The organism is Cupriavidus sp. 01L45, assembly GCF_056399885.1.
In genome coordinates this window covers 71,464-89,658 of the sequence record NZ_JBFTSG010000015.1, presented here as the reverse complement: position 1 = coordinate 89,658, position 18,195 = coordinate 71,464, and the positions used below count along the sequence as shown (strand labels likewise).

Here is an 18,195-nt window from a genome sequence, read left to right as displayed (position 1 = left end):
GGCGGCGTAGCGATATGAGTTCATCGACGGCGGGCTGGTTTGTCATCTTGCTGGCATTGGTTTGTGCCAACCTGCCGTTTGTCAACCAGCGATTGTTCGCGCTGATCCCGCTGCGCTTTGTCAAAAAGCCGCTGTGGATCAGGGCGGGCGAATTGTTTGCCTGGTATGTGGGGGCCGGTCTGGCCGGCTTCGCCGTGGAGGCTGGGCTGGGCAACGCCTTCCCGCAAGGCTGGCAGTTCTACGCCATCACCGGTTGCATGATGCTGGTGTTCGCCTTCCCGGGCTTCACTTGGCAGTATCTCGTCAAACATCGCGCGGCCTGAGGCCGGGTAGCGAAGGCGCCCGGGCCGGCCGCGTCCGGACCCGGAGCTTTCATGAGCGACAAGATTGACATGCTGGACGCCGGTGCTATCGCCGCTGGCGACGATCAGGGCCTGAAAGAAACCTGCGTGGCGTCCGCCACGCTGCACACAGGCAAATTCCTCACGCTCAAGCAGGACATCGTCAAGCTGCCCGACGGCAAGCATGCCGGGCGCGAATACGTACTGCATCCTGGCGCGGTGATGATGATTCCGCTATTCGACGATGGGACTGTGCTGTTGGAGCGGCAGTATCGCTATCCCGTTGGTGAAGTGATGCTTGAGTTTCCTGCTGGCAAGCTGGACCCCCAGGAGGGCGCGCAGCGCTGTGGCGAGCGCGAGTTGCGTGAGGAAACTGGCTATAGCGCGCGGCGTTGGGATTACCTCACTCGGATCCATCCCGTCATTTCCTACTCGACCGAGTTTATCGATATCTTCCTGGCTCGGGACCTGACCGCTGGGCCCGCCCAGCTCGATGAAGGCGAATTCCTCGAGACGTTTATCGTGCCGGCGGGGCAGGTGATCGATTGGGTGCGTTCGGGGCGGATTACCGACGTCAAGACGATCATTGGGGCTTTCTGGTTGGAGAAGGTGGTGTCGGGGATATGGGAGGCGGGGGAGCAGGTGTTGCCGGGGTAAAGGGGGATTGGGCGGGGGCTGGCTGAGGGTGGAGTCATCGGTTTTTGTTCCTTTGGTTTTTTCTTGAGCGGCGATGGCTCTTGCACCCAAGTGCGTACGACATCCCCCTGCGGGGGACGCCGGTCACTCTTCTTTGCCTCGGCAAAGAAGACTAACGAGAAGAAAGCCGACCCTGCCGGGAGCAGAGCAATAAGGCTTTCGAATATCGRTGGTTTCGTCGTACGGCCCGGAGTGCCGGCGGGCTTCTGCCGCTACCAGTTTGAGCGGCCACGAACCTGCCAATTTCCGGGAAGCGTGGTGCGGCCCCGGTAGCAAACATCACTTGCTTCAAGCCGTCTGTCGCTCGCGGAGCGGGCGGCCACGAAGTTGCAGGCGCGCCGGTTCCGTCGTGGGCGCGGTGGCACCGAGTGATATGCCTGAGGCCATCACCACCGCGCCCGCCCCACCACGAAACCATTGGCATGTGATGTGTCGTGGTAGGCCGCGCCGGTAACGGCAGATGTGAGAATGGTCACCGCACACGAGGTCAGGGGCACCACCACGAAACCCATGGGTCATGCTATTGCGATGCCGTACGGGCCGGTAACGGCAGATATCAGCAGAACCATTGGCCATACGACGAAACCAGCGCCCTTCGCACCCGCGATTGCTCTGCCCCCGGCAGGGTCGGCTTTCTTCTCGTTAGTCTTCTTTGCCGAAGCAAAGAAGAGTGACCGGCGTCCCCCGTAGGGGGATGTCGTACGCTGTTGGGTCCAAGGGCCATCACCGCTCAAAGAAACAGCGACCAGCCCCGCAAGATGATGTCGTACGGCTTTCGGGTGCAATAGCCATCGCCGCCCAAAGAAACAGCGCCCCAACGCATCCCACCCCCCATAAGCGTAAAATCCCTCTTTAGCCGTGTGATTGCAGCCATACCTCCTCACCCCCCCGCCCAAGGCTTTCCCACCAAGGGCCCCGTTATGGCCGCAAAAAAATTAGCACGACCGTTCACAAAATTCCGTTTCGCGGATACTATAGCTTTCGACGGGCTGGAAACATCATGAAGGTGCTCGACCTGCGCTGCGCGCAAGACCATCGTTTCGAGGGCTGGTTTGCTTCGGAGGACGATGCGCAATCGCAGATTTCGCAAAATCTCGTCCAATGTCCGGTCTGCGAGGACCATGCCATCACCCGGCTGCCCAGCGCGCCGCGCCTGAATCTTTCGGGAGCGGTCGCCGCGCCGGCTGGCAGGCCAGCCGAGGCGAAAGCCCCGGCGCCGGCAACGCTGCAGTCGCTTTACCTGAAGGCGGTAAAGCAGGTGCTGGCGCAGACCGAGGACGTGGGCGAACGCTTTGCCGAAGAGGCCAGGCGCATGCATTACGACGAAGCGCCGGAACGCGGGATCCGCGGAACGGCTTCGCCGGACGAAGTGCAGGCGCTTGCCGACGAAGGCATCGATACTTTCCAGCTCGTGGTGCCGGATGCGCTCAAGCAGACGGCTCACTGAATAGCGTCCTGTGCCCGAGGCAGTGCTCTTGCCGGCGCATGACGCGCTAGCTAGAACAATTTGCCGGTCTCACACCGGCATCACTGGAGACGGGCATGGATCTCAACTATTCGGCGTCCGACGATGCTTTCCGCGCCGAAGTGCGCGGCTGGCTGGAGGCCAACCTGCCGGCGGAAATCAGCAGCAAGATTCTGAACCACCGCCGCCCCAATCGCGACGATCTGGTGCGCTGGCACAAGCTGCTGGCCGGCCGCGGCTGGTCCGCGCCGCACTGGCCGGTCCAGTACGGCGGTACGGGCTGGAACGCCACGCAACGCCATATCTGGGACGAGGAAAATGCCCGCGTCGGCGCACCCGGCGTGCTGCCCTTCGGCGTGGCCATGGTCGCGCCCGTGATCATGAAGTACGGCAGCGAGGAGCAGAAGTCGTACTACCTCCCGCGCATCCTGGATTGCACCGACTGGTGGTGCCAGGGTTACTCGGAGCCGGGTTCGGGTTCCGACCTCGCATCGCTGAAGACCCGCGCCGAACTGACCTCGGACGGCAAGCACTACATCGTCAACGGCCAGAAGACCTGGACCACGCTCGGCCAGCACGCCGACATGATCTTCTGCCTGGTCCGCACCGATCCCGAAGCCAAGAAGCAAGAGGGCATTTCCTTCCTGCTGATCGACATGAAGACGCCGGGCATCACCGTGCGCCCGATCATCATGCTCGACGAAGAGCATGAGGTGAACGAAGTGTTCTTCGACAACGTCCAGGTGCCGGTGGAAAACCGCGTGGGCGAGGAGAACCGCGGCTGGACCTATGCCAAGTACCTGCTCGGCCATGAGCGCACCGGTATCGCCCGCGTGGGCAACTCCAAGCGCGAACTGGGTTTCCTCAAGCGCGTTGCCAAGCAACAGCAGAAGAACGGCCGCCCGTTGCTGGAAGATCCGCTGTTCGGCGCCAAGGTTGCCGCGCTGGAAATCGAACTGATGGCGCTGGAACTGACCGTGCTGCGCGTGGTGTCGAGCGAGAGCGCCGGCAAGGGCCCCGGCCCCGAGGCCTCGATGCTCAAGATCAAGGGCACGGAAATCCAGCAGATGCTGACCGAACTGATGGTGGAGGCCGTCGGCCCCTATGCCCAGCCGTTCGACACCGCCTACCTGGAATGCGAACACGAGCACGCGGTGACCGGCTATGACGATGCCGCGCCGCTCGCCGCTTACTACTTCAACTATCGCAAGACCTCCATCTACGGCGGGTCCAACGAAATTCAGAAGAACATCATCAGCCAGATGATCCTGGGGCTGTGAGGAGACACGCGATATGAACTTCAATCTCAGCGACGAACAGAAGCAACTGGCTGACGCCGTCCACCGCTTCATCGACAAAGACTACGATTTCGAAACCCGCAAGAAGGGCATCAAGGCCGAAGCCGGCCATAGCGATGCCGCCTGGGGCGCTCTGGTCGAGCTCGGCCTGACCGCGCTGCCGGTGCCTGAAGCGCAGGGCGGCTTCTCGGGCACGCCCGTCGACATGATGGTGGTGATGCAGGAACTGGGCCGCGGCCTGGTGGTCGAGCCGTACTTCGCCACCGTGGTTGCCGCATACGCGCTCAAGCTGGCCGGCGGCCAGGACGCGCTGCTGGAGCAGGTCGCCGCCGGTGAGCTGAAGCTGGCGGTTGCCTTCAATGAGCCGCATGCACGCTATGCGCTCAACGACGTGCGCGTGACGGCCAAGGGCGGCAAGCTCAACGGCCGCAAGGTCGTGACCATTCACGGCGCGCAAGCCGGCAAGCTGGTTGTCTCGGCTCGCACCAGCGGCGCCGATGCCGATACCAATGGCATTTCGCTGTTCCTGGTGGACCCGAAGGCAGCTGGCGTCAGCATCACCGACTACCGCACCATCGACAACCTGCGCGCTGCCGATATCACCTTCAAGGACGCGCCGGGCGAACTGCTGGGCACCGAAGGCGCCGCGTTTGCGCTGATCGAGCAGGCGGCCGACTACGCCGCCGTGCTGCTGTGCTCGGAAGCGGTGGGCGTGATGGATGCGCTCAATGCGGCGACGCTGGAATACGCCAAGACCCGCCAGCAGTTCGGCGTGCCGATCGCGCGTTTCCAGGCGCTGCAGCATCGGATGGTGGAGATGTTCATCCACGCCGAGCAATCGCGCTCGATCACGCTGCTGGCCGCCGCCAAGTTCGACGAGGCCAGCCCGGAAGAACGCCGGCGCTTCGCCTCCGCAGCCAAGGCACGCGTGGGCCAGGCGGCTCGCTCGGTCGGCCAGGAAGCGGTGCAGATCCACGGCGGCATGGGCGTCACCGACGAACTGCCGGCGGCGCATATGTTCAAGCGCCTGACGCTGATCAACACGACCTTCGGGGATGTCGATCATCACCTGGGCCGCTTTGCGACACAGCCCGGTTTCCTGGAAACGGTCTGATCCAGGTTGAGTAAAAGAACCGCGCCGGTTGTTCCAGGCGCGGTTTTTTGTTATGCATTGTCCTCGCTACATGGACATCGCCATAGCTTTCGTTGACGGAGCCATTCATGCCCACCCTCTATTTCGAAGACTTTAGCGTCGGCAGCAAGCGCGATCTGGGGTCCCACCTGGTGACCGAGGAAGAGATCCTCACCTTTGCCCGCCAGTATGATCCGCAGCCCTTCCATATCGACAAGGATGCCGCGCAGAAGAGCATCTACAAGGGCCTGATCTCCAGCGGCTGGATGACCTGCTCGATCATGATGCGCCTGCTGGTGGACAACATGACCAGCAAGGCGGCCAGCATGGGCTCGCCCGGTGTGGACGAAATCCGCTGGCTCAAGCCGGTTTACGCGGGTGACACGCTGAGCGTATCGCTGGTCGTGCTGGATGCGCGCGCCTCGTCGTCCAAGCCCGATCGCGGCGTGGTGCACACCCAGTGGGAAGCCACCAATCAGCGCGGCGAACTGGTCTGCACCGTCAAGGGCATGGGTATGTACGGCCGCCGCCCAGCCTGAAAGCGCTTGCACCGGGGCAGCACGCACCTCGATTGAATCCCGGCCATCCCGGCCATCACAACAACTAGGAGACACCATGCGTACCATCGCTTCGCTCGAAGAACTGGAAAGCCTGCAGGGCCAGGAAGTGGCCGTCAGCGACTGGATTGAAATCACCCAGCAGCAGGTCAACCTGTTCGCCGAAGCCACTGGCGATCATCAATGGATCCATGTCGACGTGGAGCGCGCCCGGCGCGAGTCTCCGTTTGGCGGCCCGGTAGCGCACGGCTTCCTGACCCTGTCGCTGCTGCCGGCCTTCATGCACAACGCGATCGACATGCCGGGCGTCAAGATGGGCGTCAACTATGGCCTGAACCGTGTGCGCTTTACCGCGCCGGTACCGGTGGGCAGCCGCCTGCGCGCCCGCGTGAAGCTGCTGTCGGTGGAGCGACTGGAGCCGCTGCCGAACGCGCCCGCGCTGGTCGGCGCCCAGTCGAACTGGGAAGTCACCGTGGAGCGCGAAGGCAGCGAGCGGCCGGTGTGCGTCGCTGAGTCGATCAGCCGGCGTTATTCGTAATCACTGAAGGCCACCGCCGCAACGGGTGCGCGGCGGCCGCTGCCTGGTGGGGTTTGCCCGCTGAGCGGGGGCCGGGCTCAGGCGGGCGAGCGCGCCGCCGTCATGTCATGCGTGGCCGCCGCCAGGGCCTTGGCCGAGCGCTCGGGATTCAGCCAGCACAGGCCGATCACGCCGGCCACCATCAGCAGCATGGCGTTGATCGTGAATCCCACTTCGAAGCCACCGATCATGCCGTGGCGCTGCACCAGTTGCCCCACCACGGCCGGGGCCAGGATGCCCGCCAGCGTGATCAGCGCCGTGTGGATGGACAGCACGCTCCCGCGCTGGGCCTCCGGTACGATCTGCGCCAGCATCGCCGGCGTCAGCGCGAAGCCCACGGGGGGCAGGCATGCCGCCACGGCAATCAGCAAGGTCTTCGGGACGGGGGCCAGCGTTACCGACGCGATCACCAGGTACACGCAGCCGCCCACCAGCGCGGCGATCGAGATGATCACGCCGCGCGCCAGCCGCGACGACGCGCCGCCGCGCAACATGCGTTGCGACAGCCAGCTAAGGATCAGCGTGACGGGCATGGCCGAGGCCACGATGGCCGCATACCAGCGCCCGGTGGTGACCGGGTCGAAGCCGAGGCCTTTCTCCAGGTAGGCCGGCAGCCAGGTCAGCCCCAGCGCCAGCGCCCAGTACGCGCAGAAGCCGATGGCCAGGCAGGAAAGCACGGTCGGGTCGCGGAAGATGCGGCGATAGGGCAGCCGCACGGGCATGGCCGCGGCGCCGGGGCGCCGGTCGCTCGCCTGCGCCAGCGGCCCCTCGCGTCCCACGCAGAGCCACATCGCACTCCATGCCGCGCCGATGGCGGCGAGGATCATGAAGTTGGCGCGCCATCCCCAATGCATCGTCACCAGCGGGATCAGCAAGCCCGCCAGCAGCAGGCCCGCCGTCGCGCCCTGGTTGACCACCGCCACCGGCAGATTGCGCTTGTGGTCGGGAAACCATTTGAATAACGCATGCACGGAGATCGGGAAGGCCGGGCCCTCGGCCGCGCCAAGCAGCATGCGGCACAAGAGAATGGTCATGGCCGAGGTGGCCAGCGCCAGCGGTATTTGCAGCAGGGCCCACGACAGGCCCATCGCCAGCAGCAGCCAGCGCGTGGCCACGCGATTGGACAGAAATCCCACCAGCACGGTGGACAGCGAAAACAGCCAGAAGAAGCTGCTGGCGATCAGGCCGAACTCCGCCGGCGGCAGCTTCAGGTCCGCCATCAGCGGCACGGCCACCATGCCCAGCACGATCTTGTCGAGGAAGTTGATCAGCGACAGCCAGGTCAGCATCGAGGCCATGGCCCAGGCGCTGCGTGGCTGGTATGACGGAAGTGTGGTCATCGGTTTGCCTGGAGGCGTTGCTGGTTGGGATGGGATGTTCAAAAAGCCGGCTTGATGGTTCCGTTCAATCCAGGTGCTGCGCGATCAGTGCCATAGCGGACGTGCCCGAGCGGGCCGAAGCGCTCGGGGATTTCCGGCTGTGGCAAGCATGCGCTGGACCGGTCCAGGCTTTGGCGCGAAGGAGAAGCGGTGCAGGCGGGAGGGAATGTCGCAGCCGCGGCCCGGACAGGTGTTGTCGCGCCAGGTGCCGCCCACCGTGCCGGCATTCCCGAAGACGACGAAGGTATCGATGCAGGCTTGCCTGAGCCGGATGCCCATGCACATGTCGGCCACACTCGCGCCGATGATGACGATCTGGTTCCCTGGCGCCGCTGACGCGTTCAATGGGTTGTCTCCGTCGTGCTGTTTTCTGCTTGTCTGCGCAATATGCGGCAAGGGCACGGCGCGCAAGCGAACGGCCACCATAGAGCCGATTCGGGATTCGGGCAAGTCACGCCGCAGCATGCGCGCCGGCGGATGCCCCAATCTGATTCAGCCGCTGACGCCGCACTGGCTTGGTGCGTGACGTATCCGCACTATCGTGGTGCGGCATGGCGCGTGGCCGCCGCCGGAGGCTCGCCAGGCGGTGTGTGCAACCATGTATACAAGCTTGTATGCCATGGCATGCTAGTTGCAGAAGGTGTACCCGGGGTGCGTTGTTCCTTATCCAACACGACAATCTGGGAGCTGCAATGAAAAGACGTGACATGCTGAAACTGTCGGCGGTAGCCGCCGCGGCATTCTTCGCAACGGCAGGTGTTAGCCCGCTGGCATTGGCGCAGTCCAAGGAGCCGATCAAGGTCGGTATCCTGCATTCGCTGTCCGGCACCATGGCCATTTCCGAGACGTCGCTCAAGGACGTGGCGTTGATGACGATCGACGAGATCAACAAGAGCGGTGGTGTGCTTGGCCGCAAGCTTGAGCCGGTCGTGGTCGATCCCGCTTCCAACTGGCCGCTGTTCGCCGAGAAGGCGCGCCAGCTGATCACCAAGGACAAGGTTGCCGTCACCTTCGGCTGCTGGACCTCGGTTTCGCGCAAGTCGGTGCTGCCCGTTTATGAAGAGCTGAACTCACTGCTGTTCTACCCGGTGCAGTATGAAGGCGAGGAGATGTCCAAGAACGTCTTCTATACCGGCGCCGCACCCAACCAGCAGGCCATTCCCGCCGTGGAATACCTGATGAGCAAGGAGGGCGGCGGCGCCAAGCGCTTCTTCCTGCTGGGCACCGACTACGTCTACCCGCGCACCACCAACAAGATCCTGCGGGCCTTCCTGAAGAGCAAGGGCGTGGCGGACAAGGATATCGAAGAGGTCTACACGCCGTTTGGCCACAGCGATTACCAGACCATCGTCGCCAATATCAAGAAGTTCTCGCAAGGCGGCAAGACCGCGGTGATCTCCACCATCAACGGCGACTCCAACGTGCCTTTCTACAAGGAACTGGGCAACGCCGGCCTCAAGGCCAAGGACGTGCCGGTGGTGGCGTTCTCTGTCGGCGAGGAAGAGCTGCGCGGCATCGACACCAAGCCGCTGGTGGGCCACCTGGCCGCATGGAACTACTTCATGTCGGTCAAGAACCCGGAAAACGAAGCCTTCAAGAAGCAATGGGCGGCATGGGTCAAGGCCAACAACCTGCCGGGCGGCGACAAGCGCGTGACGAACGACCCGATGGAAGCCACCTACGTGGGCATCCATATGTGGGCGCAAGCCGTGAAGAAGGCCGGCACCACCGATACCGACAAGGTGCGCGCCGCGATGTATGGCCAGACCTTCAAGGCGCCGGACGGCTTCACGTTGACCATGGGCGAGAACCATCACCTGTACAAGCCGGTGATGATCGGCGAGGTCAAGGGCGACGGCCAGTTCACGGTGGTGTGGAAGACGCCGAAGGCAGTGCGCGCGCAGCCGTGGAGCCCGTTCATCGCGGGTAACGAAGGCAAGCCGGACAAGGTGATGTAAGACCGCGGGCGGGCCTGCGTCGAGAAGACCGCGCCCGCAAGCTGTCCGGTGTTTGTTCTCCGCCTTCGGGAGAGGGGAGCAAACCGACTTTGTTTCACTGCCGCGGGCCGCTTCAGGGCCGCGGCGCAAAGCAAAACCCGTCACGCCGACCAAGGTGGTCGCGCGCTTCCTGCGCGCGATCGCAAACCTTATGCACCGACCCTTATCGTTCTCTTTCGCTTCACGGTTGCGCGCCATGCTGGCAGCGTTGCTGCTGCTCGCCGCGTGCCCGCTGTGGGCCGCGCCGCTGACGCAGGCCGACCTGAAGCCACTGGCCGAAGACGACTTCGATGCCAAGACTGCCGCCATCACCGCGCTCACCAAGGCGCCGGTGGCGGAGGCGGGCCCCATTCTCAAGGCGCTGCAAGACGATACGCTGCAATACGCGCCCGGCGTCGGCATGGTGCGCCAGGACGGCGACAAGCTGGTGGACGCCATCAGCGGCAAACCGGTCACGGTCAAGCCCGATGCGCTCGAAGCGCTGACCCTTAACAACAGCCTGCGCGCGCTGGTGGACAGTGCCGCCAGCAGCACGCTGCTGCAATCGCCCGATGYGGCGGTGCGCACGCAGGCCGTCAACACGCTGCTGGACCAGCCCGGCAGCGCCTCGCGCCCGGTGGTGGAAGCCGCGCGCAAGGCCGAGGCCGATGCCGGCCTGCGTGCCAAGCTCGATGTGATCTGGGCCAATATCGTGCTGGCCGAGGGCAATCGCGACGAACGGCTGGAAGCCATTCATATTCTCGGGCGCGACAGCAATCCGCAAAGCCGGCAGAAGCTGCAGCCACTGCTGGAGCGTGACGAAGCCGGCAAATACCGCGAGCCCGACGCCGAACTGCGAGGCGCCGCCCAGCAGGCGCTCGATGCCCTGCGCGGCGACCAGCGCCGCGCCGAACTCATCGGCAACCTCTTCGCCGGCCTGAGCCTGGGCAGCGTGCTGCTGCTGGCCGCGCTGGGCCTGGCCATTACCTATGGCCTGATCGGCGTCATCAATATGGCGCACGGAGAATTCCTGATGATCGGCGCGTACGCCACCTATATGGTGCAAGGCGTATTCCGGGCGCATTTCGCCGGTGCCTTCGACTGGTACCTGCTTTTTGCGCTGCCAGCATCGTTCCTGGCATCGGCCGTGGTTGGCTTCGTGCTGGAGCGGCTGGTGCTGCGCCATCTCTACGGCCGTCCGCTGGAAACGCTGCTGGCGACGTTTGGCGTGAGCCTGCTGCTGATGCAGGCGGTGCGCACGCTGTTCGGCGCGCAGAACGTGGAAGTGGCCAATCCCTCCTGGATGAGCGGTGGCGTTGAATGGCTGCCGGGGATGGTGTTGCCCTACAACCGCATGATCATCATCGTGTTCGCGCTGGCGGTGGTGGCGGTGGCATGGGCCGTGCTCAACCGCACCCGCCTGGGCCTGTTCGTGCGCGCCACCACGCAGAACCGCACCATGGCGGCCTGCGTGGGCGTGCGCACCTGGAAAGTGGATAGCTACGCTTTCGCGTTCGGTGCGGGCATTGCCGGGCTCGGTGGCTGCGCCTTGTCGCAGATCGGTAATGTGGGGCCCGACCTCGGGCAGGCCTACATCATCGACTCCTTCATGGTAGTGGTGCTGGGCGGCGTGGGGCAACTGGCGGGCACCATCATCGGTGCCTTCGGGCTGGGCCTTATCAACAAGTTCATCGAGCCGTTCTACGGTGYGGTGCTGGCCAAGATCTTTGTCCTGGTGCTGATCGTGCTCTTCATCCAGAAGCGCCCGCAAGGACTGTTCGCGCTCAAAGGGCGCAGCGCGGAGGCATGATGCAGACTTCAACATCGAAACAATCCGCGACCGGATTCCGGCTGGCGGTGCCGGAACGCCAGCCGCTGTTCTCGGGCCGCGGCTGGGCGGCGCTGCTGGCGATCGCGCTGGTGGCGGGCATCGGCGTGCCGGTGTGCGCGCTGCTGTTGCCCGAAGGCCATCCGATGCATCTGTCGGCCTATGCGCTGACGCTGATCGGCAAGATCATGTGCTTCGCGCTGGCCGCGATCGCGCTGGACCTGGTGTGGGGCTACTGCGGCATCCTCAGCCTGGGCCACGGGCTGTTCTTCGCGCTCGGCGGCTATGCCATGGGCATGTACCTGATGCGCGCCATCGGCCGTGAAGGTGTCTACAAAAGCGACCTGCCGGACTTCATGGTCTTCCTCGACTGGAAGGAGTTGCCGTGGTTCTGGCATGGCACCGAACATCTTGGCTACGCCATGCTGCTGGTGGTGCTGGTGCCCGGCGTGCTGGCGTGGCTGTTCGGCTTCTTCGCCTTCCGCTCGCGCATCAAGGGTGTGTACCTGTCCATCATCACGCAGGCCATGACCTATGCCGCGATGCTGCTGTTCTTCCGCAACGAGACCGGCTTCGGCGGCAACAACGGCTTCACCGATTTCAAGCGCATCGCCGGTTTTGCCGTGGCCGCGCCCGAAACCCGTACCGCGCTGTTCGTGCTGACGTTCCTTGCCTTGCTGGCCGGCTTTATCGCCTGCCGCTACATCGTCACCTCCAAGCTTGGCCGCGTGGTGACGGCGGTGCGCGATGCGGAGATGCGCGTGATGTTCTCCGGCTACAACCCGCTTGGCTACAAGCTCTTCGTGTGGACGTTCTCGGCGGTGCTATGCGGCATTGCCGGCGCGCTTTACGTGCCGCAGGTGGGCATCATCAACCCGGGCGAGATGTCGCCGGCCAACTCCATCGAGATGGCGGTGTGGGTCGCCGTGGGCGGACGCGGCACGCTGATCGGCCCGATCATCGGCGCCTTCCTTGTCAACGGCGCCAAGACGATGTTCACGGCTTATTTCGCCGAGTACTGGCTGTTCCTGCTGGGCGCGATGTTCGTGCTGGTCACGCTGTACCTGCCGGACGGCGTGATCGGCCTGATCAAGCGCGTGCGCGGCATGCGTGCCAGGCACCCGGTTGCACAAGGCACATCGGCCGGCGCGCCGGCCAACGTTACCCGCAGCGGAGGTGAAGCATGAACGCCGCACTCGGAGCGCAGCAGGCGGAAAGCGGGGGCACCACCGGCCTCGGCCGCGTGCTGGAGCCCGGCGTCATCGATGTCTCGCACGGTCCCATCCTTTACCTGGAAGACGTGACTGTGCAGTTCGATGGCTTCCGCGCGCTCAACCAGCTCACGCTGTCGATCGACCACGGCGAACTGCGCTGCGTGATCGGTCCCAATGGCGCGGGCAAGACCACGATGATGGACGTGATCACCGGCAAGACCGGGCCACGCAATGCCAATGTGAGCGGGCGCGTGTTCCTCGGGCAGAGCATCGACCTGATGCGCATGACCGAGCCCAAGATCGCGCAGACCGGCATCGGCCGCAAGTTCCAGAAGCCCACCGTGTTCGAGCAGCACGAGGTGTGGGAGAACCTGGAACTGGCGATGAAGGGCGACAAGCGCTGGTTCTCTTCCTTGCGGGCGCGCCTGGGGGCGCAAGGGCATCGCCGCATCGAGGAAACGCTGGCGTTGACGGGGCTGGAAGATGAAGCGTATCGCCCGGCCGGCATGCTGTCGCATGGGCAGAAGCAGCGGCTCGAGATCGGCATGCTGCTGATGCAGCAACCGCAGTTGCTGCTGCTCGACGAGCCGGTGGCCGGCATGACCGACGAGGAAACCATGCAACTGGCCCAGCTGCTGAACAGCCTGCGCGGCACCTGCTCAATGATGGTGGTGGAGCACGACATGGAATTTGTCGCGGCGCTGGCCGGCGATAGCGGCAAGGTCACGGTGCTGGCCGAAGGCAGCGTGCTGGCCGAAGGCACGCTCGACGCCGTCAAGCGCGAGGAGCGCGTGATCGAATCCTATCTGGGCCGGTAAGCGCGCACGCGTAGATAAAGGAAACCAAACCATGTTGCAGGTCAATGCACTCAACCAGTTCTACGGCGGCAGCCACATCCTGCGCAATGTCACCTTCGAGGTGCCGCAAGGCAAGCTGACGACCTTGCTGGGCCGTAACGGCGTGGGCAAGAGCACCCTGCTCAAATGCCTGATGGGCGTGGTGCCCACGAGGAGCGGCAGCATCAGCTGGGCGGGGCACGCGCTGGAAAAGAAGCCGCCGTACGAGCGCGTGGCATCCGGGCTCGCCTACGTGCCGCAGGGACGCGAGATATTCCCGCGCCTGACGGTGGAGGAGAACCTGCTGATCGGCGCCGCGAGCCTGAAGCGCCCGGCCGGCGTGCCCGACCGGATCTACCAGTTGTTCCCGGTGTTGCGCAGCATGCGCCAGCGCCGGGGCGGCGATCTCTCGGGCGGCCAGCAGCAGCAACTGGCAATCGGCCGCGCGTTGATGAGCGAGCCGGAGCTGCTGATCCTGGACGAGCCGACCGAGGGCATCCAGCCTTCCATCATCCAGGACATCGGCCGCGCGCTGCGGCTGCTGGTGGACGAGTTCGGCATGACGGTGCTGCTGGTGGAACAGTATTACGAGTTCGCCCGGCATCTGGCGGATCACTACGTCGTGATGAGCCGCGGTGAGGTGGTGGCGAGAGGGGAGGGGGCAAGAATGGAAGAGGAGGGGGTGCGGGAGCTGATCGCGGTGTAAGGGAGGTCGTGGGTTTGTCCGGCGAGAGAGCCGTGGCTGAACATAAAGCGGCTGCCGGGGCAGAGAGCTTGCGTCGGCAGTAGCGAAGAGCATGCCAATCCGCCAGATGCCGCGCGCCGACAATACCGCTTCCAGCCGCACCGACCCCGCGCTATGATGCCCGCATCGAGCGCGCCACGCATCACCGGCAGCGTCCGCCTTTCCATCGCCCATGCGTCATCCAGACTTTCCTTCGACCCTTGCCGTGCCGCCCGCATGGGAGGCCAGCCTGCGCCTGCGGTTTGCCGCGCGCGGCGAACGCAGTGTGCTGGCCGAGCGCCGCCACCGGGGGCCATTGCTGGTGCAAAAGCCGCTCTATCCAGAGGGCGCAGGGGGGGCGATCTGCCACGTGGTGATCCTGCATCCGCCCGCCGGCGTGGCCGGCGGCGACAGCCTGGAGATCGAGGTGACGGTGGAGGCGGGCGCCCATGCGGTGCTGGCGACGCCCGGCGCCACCAAGTGGTACAAGTCGCTCGGCCGCGAGGCCGCGCAACGCGTCACGCTGACGCTGCAAGCCGGCGCGCGGGTGGACTGGCTGCCGCAGGAAAACATCGTATTCGACGACGCGCACGCGCGCCTTGCCACCACCGTGACGGTGGCGCCCGGCGCCAGCGCGATCGGCTGGGATGCCGTCGTGCTGGGCCGCCAGGCCAGCGGCGAAACGTGGGCGCGCGGATCGCTGGTCATGGAGACCACGGTGAATGGCGGTACGCGCCCGCTGTGGATCGAAAGCGCGCAACTGGACGCCGGCTCCGCGCTGCGGCATGCGGTGGCCGGGCTGGATGGGCTCAATGTGATGGGCACGCTGTGGGCGGTGGGCGAGGGTGCCACGCAGGAACTGGCCGAAGCGCTTGCCGAACGGCTGCCGTATGGGCCGGACCTGCGTGCCGGCGTGACGCGGTTTGAGCAGGATGGCCAGTCCATGCTGCTGCTGCGCGTGCTGGGTGCGCAGATGGAGGCGGTCAGGCATCTGATGGTAAGCGCATGGAGCGCATTGCGCGAGCCCATCCACGGCGTTGCCGCCAGGCCGCTGAGGCTGTGGGCGACGTAGGCGCTTGCCGGCCGCGTACCGGACATGCAGAACAAGAAACTACGGGAATACCAAGATGGAACTGACTCCGCGAGAGAAGGACAAGCTGTTGATCTTCACCGCCGCGCTGCTGGCCGAGCGCCGCCGCGCGCGCGGGCTCAAGCTCAACTATCCCGAGGCGGTGGCCCTGATCACGGCGGCCATCATGGAAGGCGCGCGCGATGGCCGCACCGTGGCCGAGCTGATGCACGAAGGCACCACGGTGCTCACGCGCGAAGATGTGATGGAGGGGGTGGCCGAACTGATCCCCGAGATCCAGGTGGAAGCCACCTTCCCCGATGGCACCAAGCTGGTCACTGTGCATCATCCGATCGTCTGAGACGGGCGAGCGCTTTGCTTGCGCACGCCAGGCCTGCCGAACCACTGAACGAAAACACGAGGTCAAGACATGAACCGTTCCAATCGCTCGCGCGCCGCCAGGGCCGCCATGGCGGGTGTCCCGCTGGCGCTTGCCAGCGCCGCGGCCTTCGCCCATCCCGGCCACGATGCCGCCACGGTCGGCGCCAGCCTGTGGGCGGGCCTGCTGCATCCCTTCACCGGCATGGACCACTTGCTCGCCATGGCGGGCGTGGGCGTGTGGAGCGCGCTGGGAGCACGCTCGCCGCGCGAGGCGCTGCGCATGCCTTTTGTGTTCGTTGCACTGATGCTGGCCGGCGCGGCGCTCGGGCTGAGCGGCCTCGGCCTGCCGCTGGTGGAGCCGATGATTGCCGCATCGCTGCTGGTGATCGGCGTGCTGGTGGCGCTGCGTGCCAGGCTGCCGGCGTGGGCGGGCATGGCCATCGTCGGGGGCTTCGCCGTCTTTCATGGCTACGCGCATGGCGCCGAGCTGCCGGCCACGGCTGGCGCGTTGCCCGCGGTGGTGGCCTATGTCGGCGGCTTCGCTGTCGCCACCATGACGCTGCACCTGGCCGGCATCGGCCTGGGCGGCGCGCTGCGCCGCCAGGCCGGTTGGCTGGCACGGCTGGCGGGCGCCGGCGTGGCGCTCTATGGCGTCGGCCTGATGGTTGCCTGATCTCGACAAGGAAACCAGCATGATCCCCGGTGAACTGATGCCCGCAGAGGGCGAGATCGAACTCAATGCCGGCCGCCCCACGGTGAGCGTGACGGTGGCCAACACCGGCGACCGTCCGGTCCAGGTCGGCTCGCATTTCCATTTCTACGAGACCAATCCCGCGCTGGATTTCGACCGCGAGGCCACCCGCGGTTTCCGGCTCAATATCGCCGCCGGCACCGCGGTGCGCTTCGAGCCGGGCCAGAGCCGCACGGTGGAGCTGGTGGCGCTGGCCGGCGCGCGCATCGTCTACGGCTTCAACGGCAAGATCATGGGAGCGCTGTGATGAGCGTGAAAATCTCCAGGCAGGCCTATGCCGAGATGTTCGGCCCCACCACCGGCGACCGCCTGCGGCTGGCCGACACCGGGCTCATCATCGAGGTGGAGAAGGACTTCACCATCTACGGCGAGGAGGTGAAGTTCGGCGGTGGCAAGGTGATCCGCGACGGCATGGGGCAGAGCCAGCGCATGGCGAAGGACTGCGTCGACACCGTCATCACCAATGCGCTGATCGTCGATCACTGGGGCATCGTCAAGGCCGACATCGGTCTCAAGGATGGCCGCATCGCGTCGATCGGCAAGGCCGGCAATCCGGACATCCAGCCAGGCGTGACCATCGTCGTCGGTCCCGGCACCGAAGTGATCGCGGGCGAGGGCATGATCGTCACCGCCGGCGGCATCGACAGCCACATCCACTTCATCTGCCCGCAGCAGATCGAAGAAGCGCTGATGAGCGGCGTCACCACCATGATCGGCGGCGGCACCGGGCCCGCGACGGGGACGTTTGCCACCACCGTGACGCCTGGCCCCTGGTTCATGGAGCGCATGCTGCAGGCGGTCGAGGCTTATCCGATGAATATCGGCCTGCTCGGCAAGGGCAACGCCAGCCAGCCGGGGCCGCTGACGGAGCAGGTCGAGGCCGGCGCCATCGGGCTCAAGCTGCATGAAGACTGGGGCACCACGCCGGCGGCGATCGACACCTGCCTGGGCGTGGCGGATGCCACCGATACGCAGGTGGCGATTCATACCGATACGCTCAACGAGGCCGGTTTCGTCGAGGCTACGGTGGCTGCGTTCAAGGGCCGCACCATTCATACGTACCATACCGAAGGCGCGGGCGGCGGCCACGCGCCAGACATCATCAAGGTGTGCGGCGAGCCCAACGTATTGCCGTCGTCGACCAACCCGACGCGGCCCTACACCATCAACACGCTCGACGAACACCTCGACATGCTGATGGTGTGCCATCACCTGGACCCGTCGATCGCCGAGGACATCGCTTTCGCGGAAAGCCGCATCCGCCGCGAGACGATTGCCGCCGAGGACATCCTGCACGATCTCGGCGCCTTCTCGATGATCTCCAGCGACTCGCAGGCCATGGGCCGGGTCGGCGAGGTCATCATCCGCACCTGGCAGACCGCGCACAAGATGGCCGCGCAGCGCGGCAAGCTGCCCGGCGATCCCGGAGATGCGCGCGGCGGGCATGACAATTTCCGCGTCAAGCGCTACATCGCCAAGTACACCATCAACCCCGCGCTCACGCACGGCATCGCGCATGAGGTGGGCTCGATCGAGGTGGGGAAGTGGGCCGACCTCGTGCTGTGGAAGCCGGCCTTCTTCGGCGTCAAGCCGAGCCTGATCCTCAAGGGTGGGATGATCGCCGCGGCAGCGATGGGAGATCCCAACGCATCGATCCCGACGCCGCAGCCGGTGCACTACCGGCCGATGTTCGCCGCTGCCGGCCGGGCCCTGCACAAGTCTTCGCTGACCTTTGTCTCGCAGGCCGCGCTGGCAGCCGATGTGGGCGGCCGCTATGGACTGGAGAAGGTGCTTTCGGCGGTACGCGGTACGCGCACCGTCAGCAAGCGCGACATGGTGCACAATGACTGGCAGCCGAACGTCACGGTGGATCCCGAGACGTACCAGGTGGTGGCCGACGGCCAGTTGCTGATCTGCGAGCCGGCTACCGTGCTGCCGATGGCGCAGCGCTATTTCCTTTTTTGAAGGCCC

General features: G+C 65.2%; 19 protein-coding genes. 18 read left to right on the top strand and 1 reads right to left on the bottom strand.

Annotation, left to right across the window (positions count from 1 at the left end; genetic code table 11):
- Positions 1-14: 14 nt before the first annotated feature.
- The 7 genes from AC1DT6_RS12645 (at position 15) to AC1DT6_RS12615 (ending at position 6,027) form a co-directional block, all read left to right on the top strand.
- Positions 15-323 carry a DUF2818 family protein gene (locus AC1DT6_RS12645; protein ID WP_441630135.1) on the top strand — a complete coding sequence of 103 codons (309 nt, stop codon included), beginning with the start codon at positions 15-17 and terminating at the stop codon, positions 321-323.
- Positions 324-374: 51 nt separating this feature from the next.
- Entirely contained in the window at positions 375-998 is a 624-nt protein-coding gene (locus AC1DT6_RS12640) for an NUDIX domain-containing protein (RefSeq protein ID WP_477102670.1), read from the top strand.
- A gap of 1,039 nt (positions 999-2,037) precedes the next feature.
- On the top strand, positions 2,038-2,484 hold the full coding sequence (locus AC1DT6_RS12635; RefSeq protein WP_441630131.1) for a DUF1178 family protein: 447 nt from the start codon (positions 2,038-2,040) through the stop codon (positions 2,482-2,484).
- 95 nt (positions 2,485-2,579) lie between these two features.
- Complete coding sequence (locus AC1DT6_RS12630; protein ID WP_035868668.1) at positions 2,580-3,782, top strand: acyl-CoA dehydrogenase family protein; 1,203 nt, start codon at positions 2,580-2,582, stop codon at positions 3,780-3,782.
- A 13-nt stretch (positions 3,783-3,795) separates the two neighbouring features.
- Positions 3,796-4,914 (top strand): acyl-CoA dehydrogenase family protein, encoded by a 1,119-nt coding sequence (locus tag AC1DT6_RS12625; protein ID WP_276288737.1) that lies wholly within the window; start codon positions 3,796-3,798, stop codon positions 4,912-4,914.
- Positions 4,915-5,021: 107 nt separating this feature from the next.
- Positions 5,022-5,471, top strand: coding sequence for a MaoC family dehydratase (locus AC1DT6_RS12620; RefSeq protein ID WP_441630128.1), 450 nt, complete (start codon positions 5,022-5,024; stop codon positions 5,469-5,471).
- Positions 5,472-5,547: 76 nt separating this feature from the next.
- Positions 5,548-6,027: a MaoC family dehydratase gene (locus AC1DT6_RS12615; protein ID WP_035868658.1), complete on the top strand. Its 480-nt coding sequence runs from the start codon at positions 5,548-5,550 to the stop codon at positions 6,025-6,027.
- Positions 6,028-6,104: 77 nt separating this feature from the next.
- Here the strand turns inward: AC1DT6_RS12615 and AC1DT6_RS12610 are convergent, their stop codons facing one another.
- Positions 6,105-7,406 carry an MFS transporter gene (locus tag AC1DT6_RS12610; protein WP_441630125.1) on the bottom strand — a complete coding sequence of 434 codons (1,302 nt, stop codon included), beginning with the start codon at positions 7,404-7,406 and terminating at the stop codon, positions 6,105-6,107.
- Positions 7,407-7,611: 205 nt separating this feature from the next.
- Between AC1DT6_RS12610 and AC1DT6_RS12605 the strand changes: the two genes are divergently transcribed.
- The 11 genes from AC1DT6_RS12605 (at position 7,612) to ureC (ending at position 18,189) form a co-directional block, all read left to right on the top strand.
- On the top strand, positions 7,612-7,971 hold the full coding sequence (locus tag AC1DT6_RS12605) for a hypothetical protein (protein WP_441630123.1): 360 nt from the start codon (positions 7,612-7,614) through the stop codon (positions 7,969-7,971).
- Between the two features lie 166 nt (positions 7,972-8,137).
- Complete coding sequence (gene urtA / locus AC1DT6_RS12600) at positions 8,138-9,403, top strand: urea ABC transporter substrate-binding protein (protein ID WP_441630121.1); 1,266 nt, start codon at positions 8,138-8,140, stop codon at positions 9,401-9,403.
- A gap of 190 nt (positions 9,404-9,593) precedes the next feature.
- Positions 9,594-11,231 carry an urea ABC transporter permease subunit UrtB gene (urtB, locus tag AC1DT6_RS12595; RefSeq protein WP_477114715.1) on the top strand — a complete coding sequence of 546 codons (1,638 nt, stop codon included), beginning with the start codon at positions 9,594-9,596 and terminating at the stop codon, positions 11,229-11,231.
- A complete protein-coding gene (urtC, locus tag AC1DT6_RS12590; protein WP_441630173.1) occupies positions 11,231-12,436 on the top strand; it encodes an urea ABC transporter permease subunit UrtC in 1,206 nt (401 codons plus the stop codon). The genes urtB and urtC overlap by 1 nt, the downstream gene beginning before the upstream one ends.
- Positions 12,433-13,281 carry an urea ABC transporter ATP-binding protein UrtD gene (gene urtD, locus AC1DT6_RS12585; RefSeq protein ID WP_441630117.1) on the top strand — a complete coding sequence of 283 codons (849 nt, stop codon included), beginning with the start codon at positions 12,433-12,435 and terminating at the stop codon, positions 13,279-13,281. The genes urtC and urtD overlap by 4 nt, the downstream gene beginning before the upstream one ends.
- Positions 13,282-13,312: 31 nt before the next feature.
- The gene (gene urtE, locus AC1DT6_RS12580; RefSeq protein ID WP_035868638.1) at positions 13,313-14,005 is read left to right on the top strand and encodes an urea ABC transporter ATP-binding subunit UrtE; all 693 of its coding nucleotides are present in this window, start codon (positions 13,313-13,315) and stop codon (positions 14,003-14,005) included.
- Between the two features lie 211 nt (positions 14,006-14,216).
- Entirely contained in the window at positions 14,217-15,095 is an 879-nt protein-coding gene (locus tag AC1DT6_RS12575) for an urease accessory protein UreD (RefSeq protein WP_441630113.1), read from the top strand.
- A gap of 55 nt (positions 15,096-15,150) precedes the next feature.
- A complete protein-coding gene (locus tag AC1DT6_RS12570) occupies positions 15,151-15,453 on the top strand; it encodes an urease subunit gamma (RefSeq protein ID WP_035868631.1) in 303 nt (100 codons plus the stop codon).
- A gap of 69 nt (positions 15,454-15,522) precedes the next feature.
- On the top strand, positions 15,523-16,146 hold the full coding sequence (locus AC1DT6_RS12565) for a HupE/UreJ family protein (protein ID WP_441630111.1): 624 nt from the start codon (positions 15,523-15,525) through the stop codon (positions 16,144-16,146).
- 19 nt (positions 16,147-16,165) lie between these two features.
- Complete coding sequence (locus AC1DT6_RS12560; RefSeq protein ID WP_441630109.1) at positions 16,166-16,471, top strand: urease subunit beta; 306 nt, start codon at positions 16,166-16,168, stop codon at positions 16,469-16,471.
- Entirely contained in the window at positions 16,471-18,189 is a 1,719-nt protein-coding gene (ureC, locus tag AC1DT6_RS12555; protein ID WP_477102669.1) for an urease subunit alpha, read from the top strand. The genes AC1DT6_RS12560 and ureC overlap by 1 nt, the downstream gene beginning before the upstream one ends.
- The last annotated feature ends 6 nt before the right edge of the window (positions 18,190-18,195 follow it).

Bases quoted from the DNA above. Each gene is read 5' to 3' on its own strand.
- AC1DT6_RS12645 (WP_441630135.1), top strand. From the start codon at position 15: ATGAGTTCATCGACGGCGGGCTGGTTTGTCATCTTGCTGGCATTGGTT.
- AC1DT6_RS12640 (WP_477102670.1), top strand. From the start codon at position 375: ATGAGCGACAAGATTGACATGCTGGACGCCGGTGCTATCGCCGCTGGC.
- AC1DT6_RS12635 (WP_441630131.1), top strand. From the start codon at position 2,038: ATGAAGGTGCTCGACCTGCGCTGCGCGCAAGACCATCGTTTCGAGGGC.
- AC1DT6_RS12630 (WP_035868668.1), top strand. From the start codon at position 2,580: ATGGATCTCAACTATTCGGCGTCCGACGATGCTTTCCGCGCCGAAGTG.
- AC1DT6_RS12625 (WP_276288737.1), top strand. From the start codon at position 3,796: ATGAACTTCAATCTCAGCGACGAACAGAAGCAACTGGCTGACGCCGTC.
- AC1DT6_RS12620 (WP_441630128.1), top strand. From the start codon at position 5,022: ATGCCCACCCTCTATTTCGAAGACTTTAGCGTCGGCAGCAAGCGCGAT.
- AC1DT6_RS12615 (WP_035868658.1), top strand. From the start codon at position 5,548: ATGCGTACCATCGCTTCGCTCGAAGAACTGGAAAGCCTGCAGGGCCAG.
- AC1DT6_RS12610 (WP_441630125.1), bottom strand. From the start codon at position 7,406: ATGACCACACTTCCGTCATACCAGCCACGCAGCGCCTGGGCCATGGCC.
- AC1DT6_RS12605 (WP_441630123.1), top strand. From the start codon at position 7,612: ATGTCGCAGCCGCGGCCCGGACAGGTGTTGTCGCGCCAGGTGCCGCCC.
- urtA (WP_441630121.1), top strand. From the start codon at position 8,138: ATGAAAAGACGTGACATGCTGAAACTGTCGGCGGTAGCCGCCGCGGCA.
- urtC (WP_441630173.1), top strand. From the start codon at position 11,231: ATGCAGACTTCAACATCGAAACAATCCGCGACCGGATTCCGGCTGGCG.
- urtD (WP_441630117.1), top strand. From the start codon at position 12,433: ATGAACGCCGCACTCGGAGCGCAGCAGGCGGAAAGCGGGGGCACCACC.
- urtE (WP_035868638.1), top strand. From the start codon at position 13,313: ATGTTGCAGGTCAATGCACTCAACCAGTTCTACGGCGGCAGCCACATC.
- AC1DT6_RS12575 (WP_441630113.1), top strand. From the start codon at position 14,217: ATGCGTCATCCAGACTTTCCTTCGACCCTTGCCGTGCCGCCCGCATGG.
- AC1DT6_RS12570 (WP_035868631.1), top strand. From the start codon at position 15,151: ATGGAACTGACTCCGCGAGAGAAGGACAAGCTGTTGATCTTCACCGCC.
- AC1DT6_RS12565 (WP_441630111.1), top strand. From the start codon at position 15,523: ATGAACCGTTCCAATCGCTCGCGCGCCGCCAGGGCCGCCATGGCGGGT.
- AC1DT6_RS12560 (WP_441630109.1), top strand. From the start codon at position 16,166: ATGATCCCCGGTGAACTGATGCCCGCAGAGGGCGAGATCGAACTCAAT.
- ureC (WP_477102669.1), top strand. From the start codon at position 16,471: ATGAGCGTGAAAATCTCCAGGCAGGCCTATGCCGAGATGTTCGGCCCC.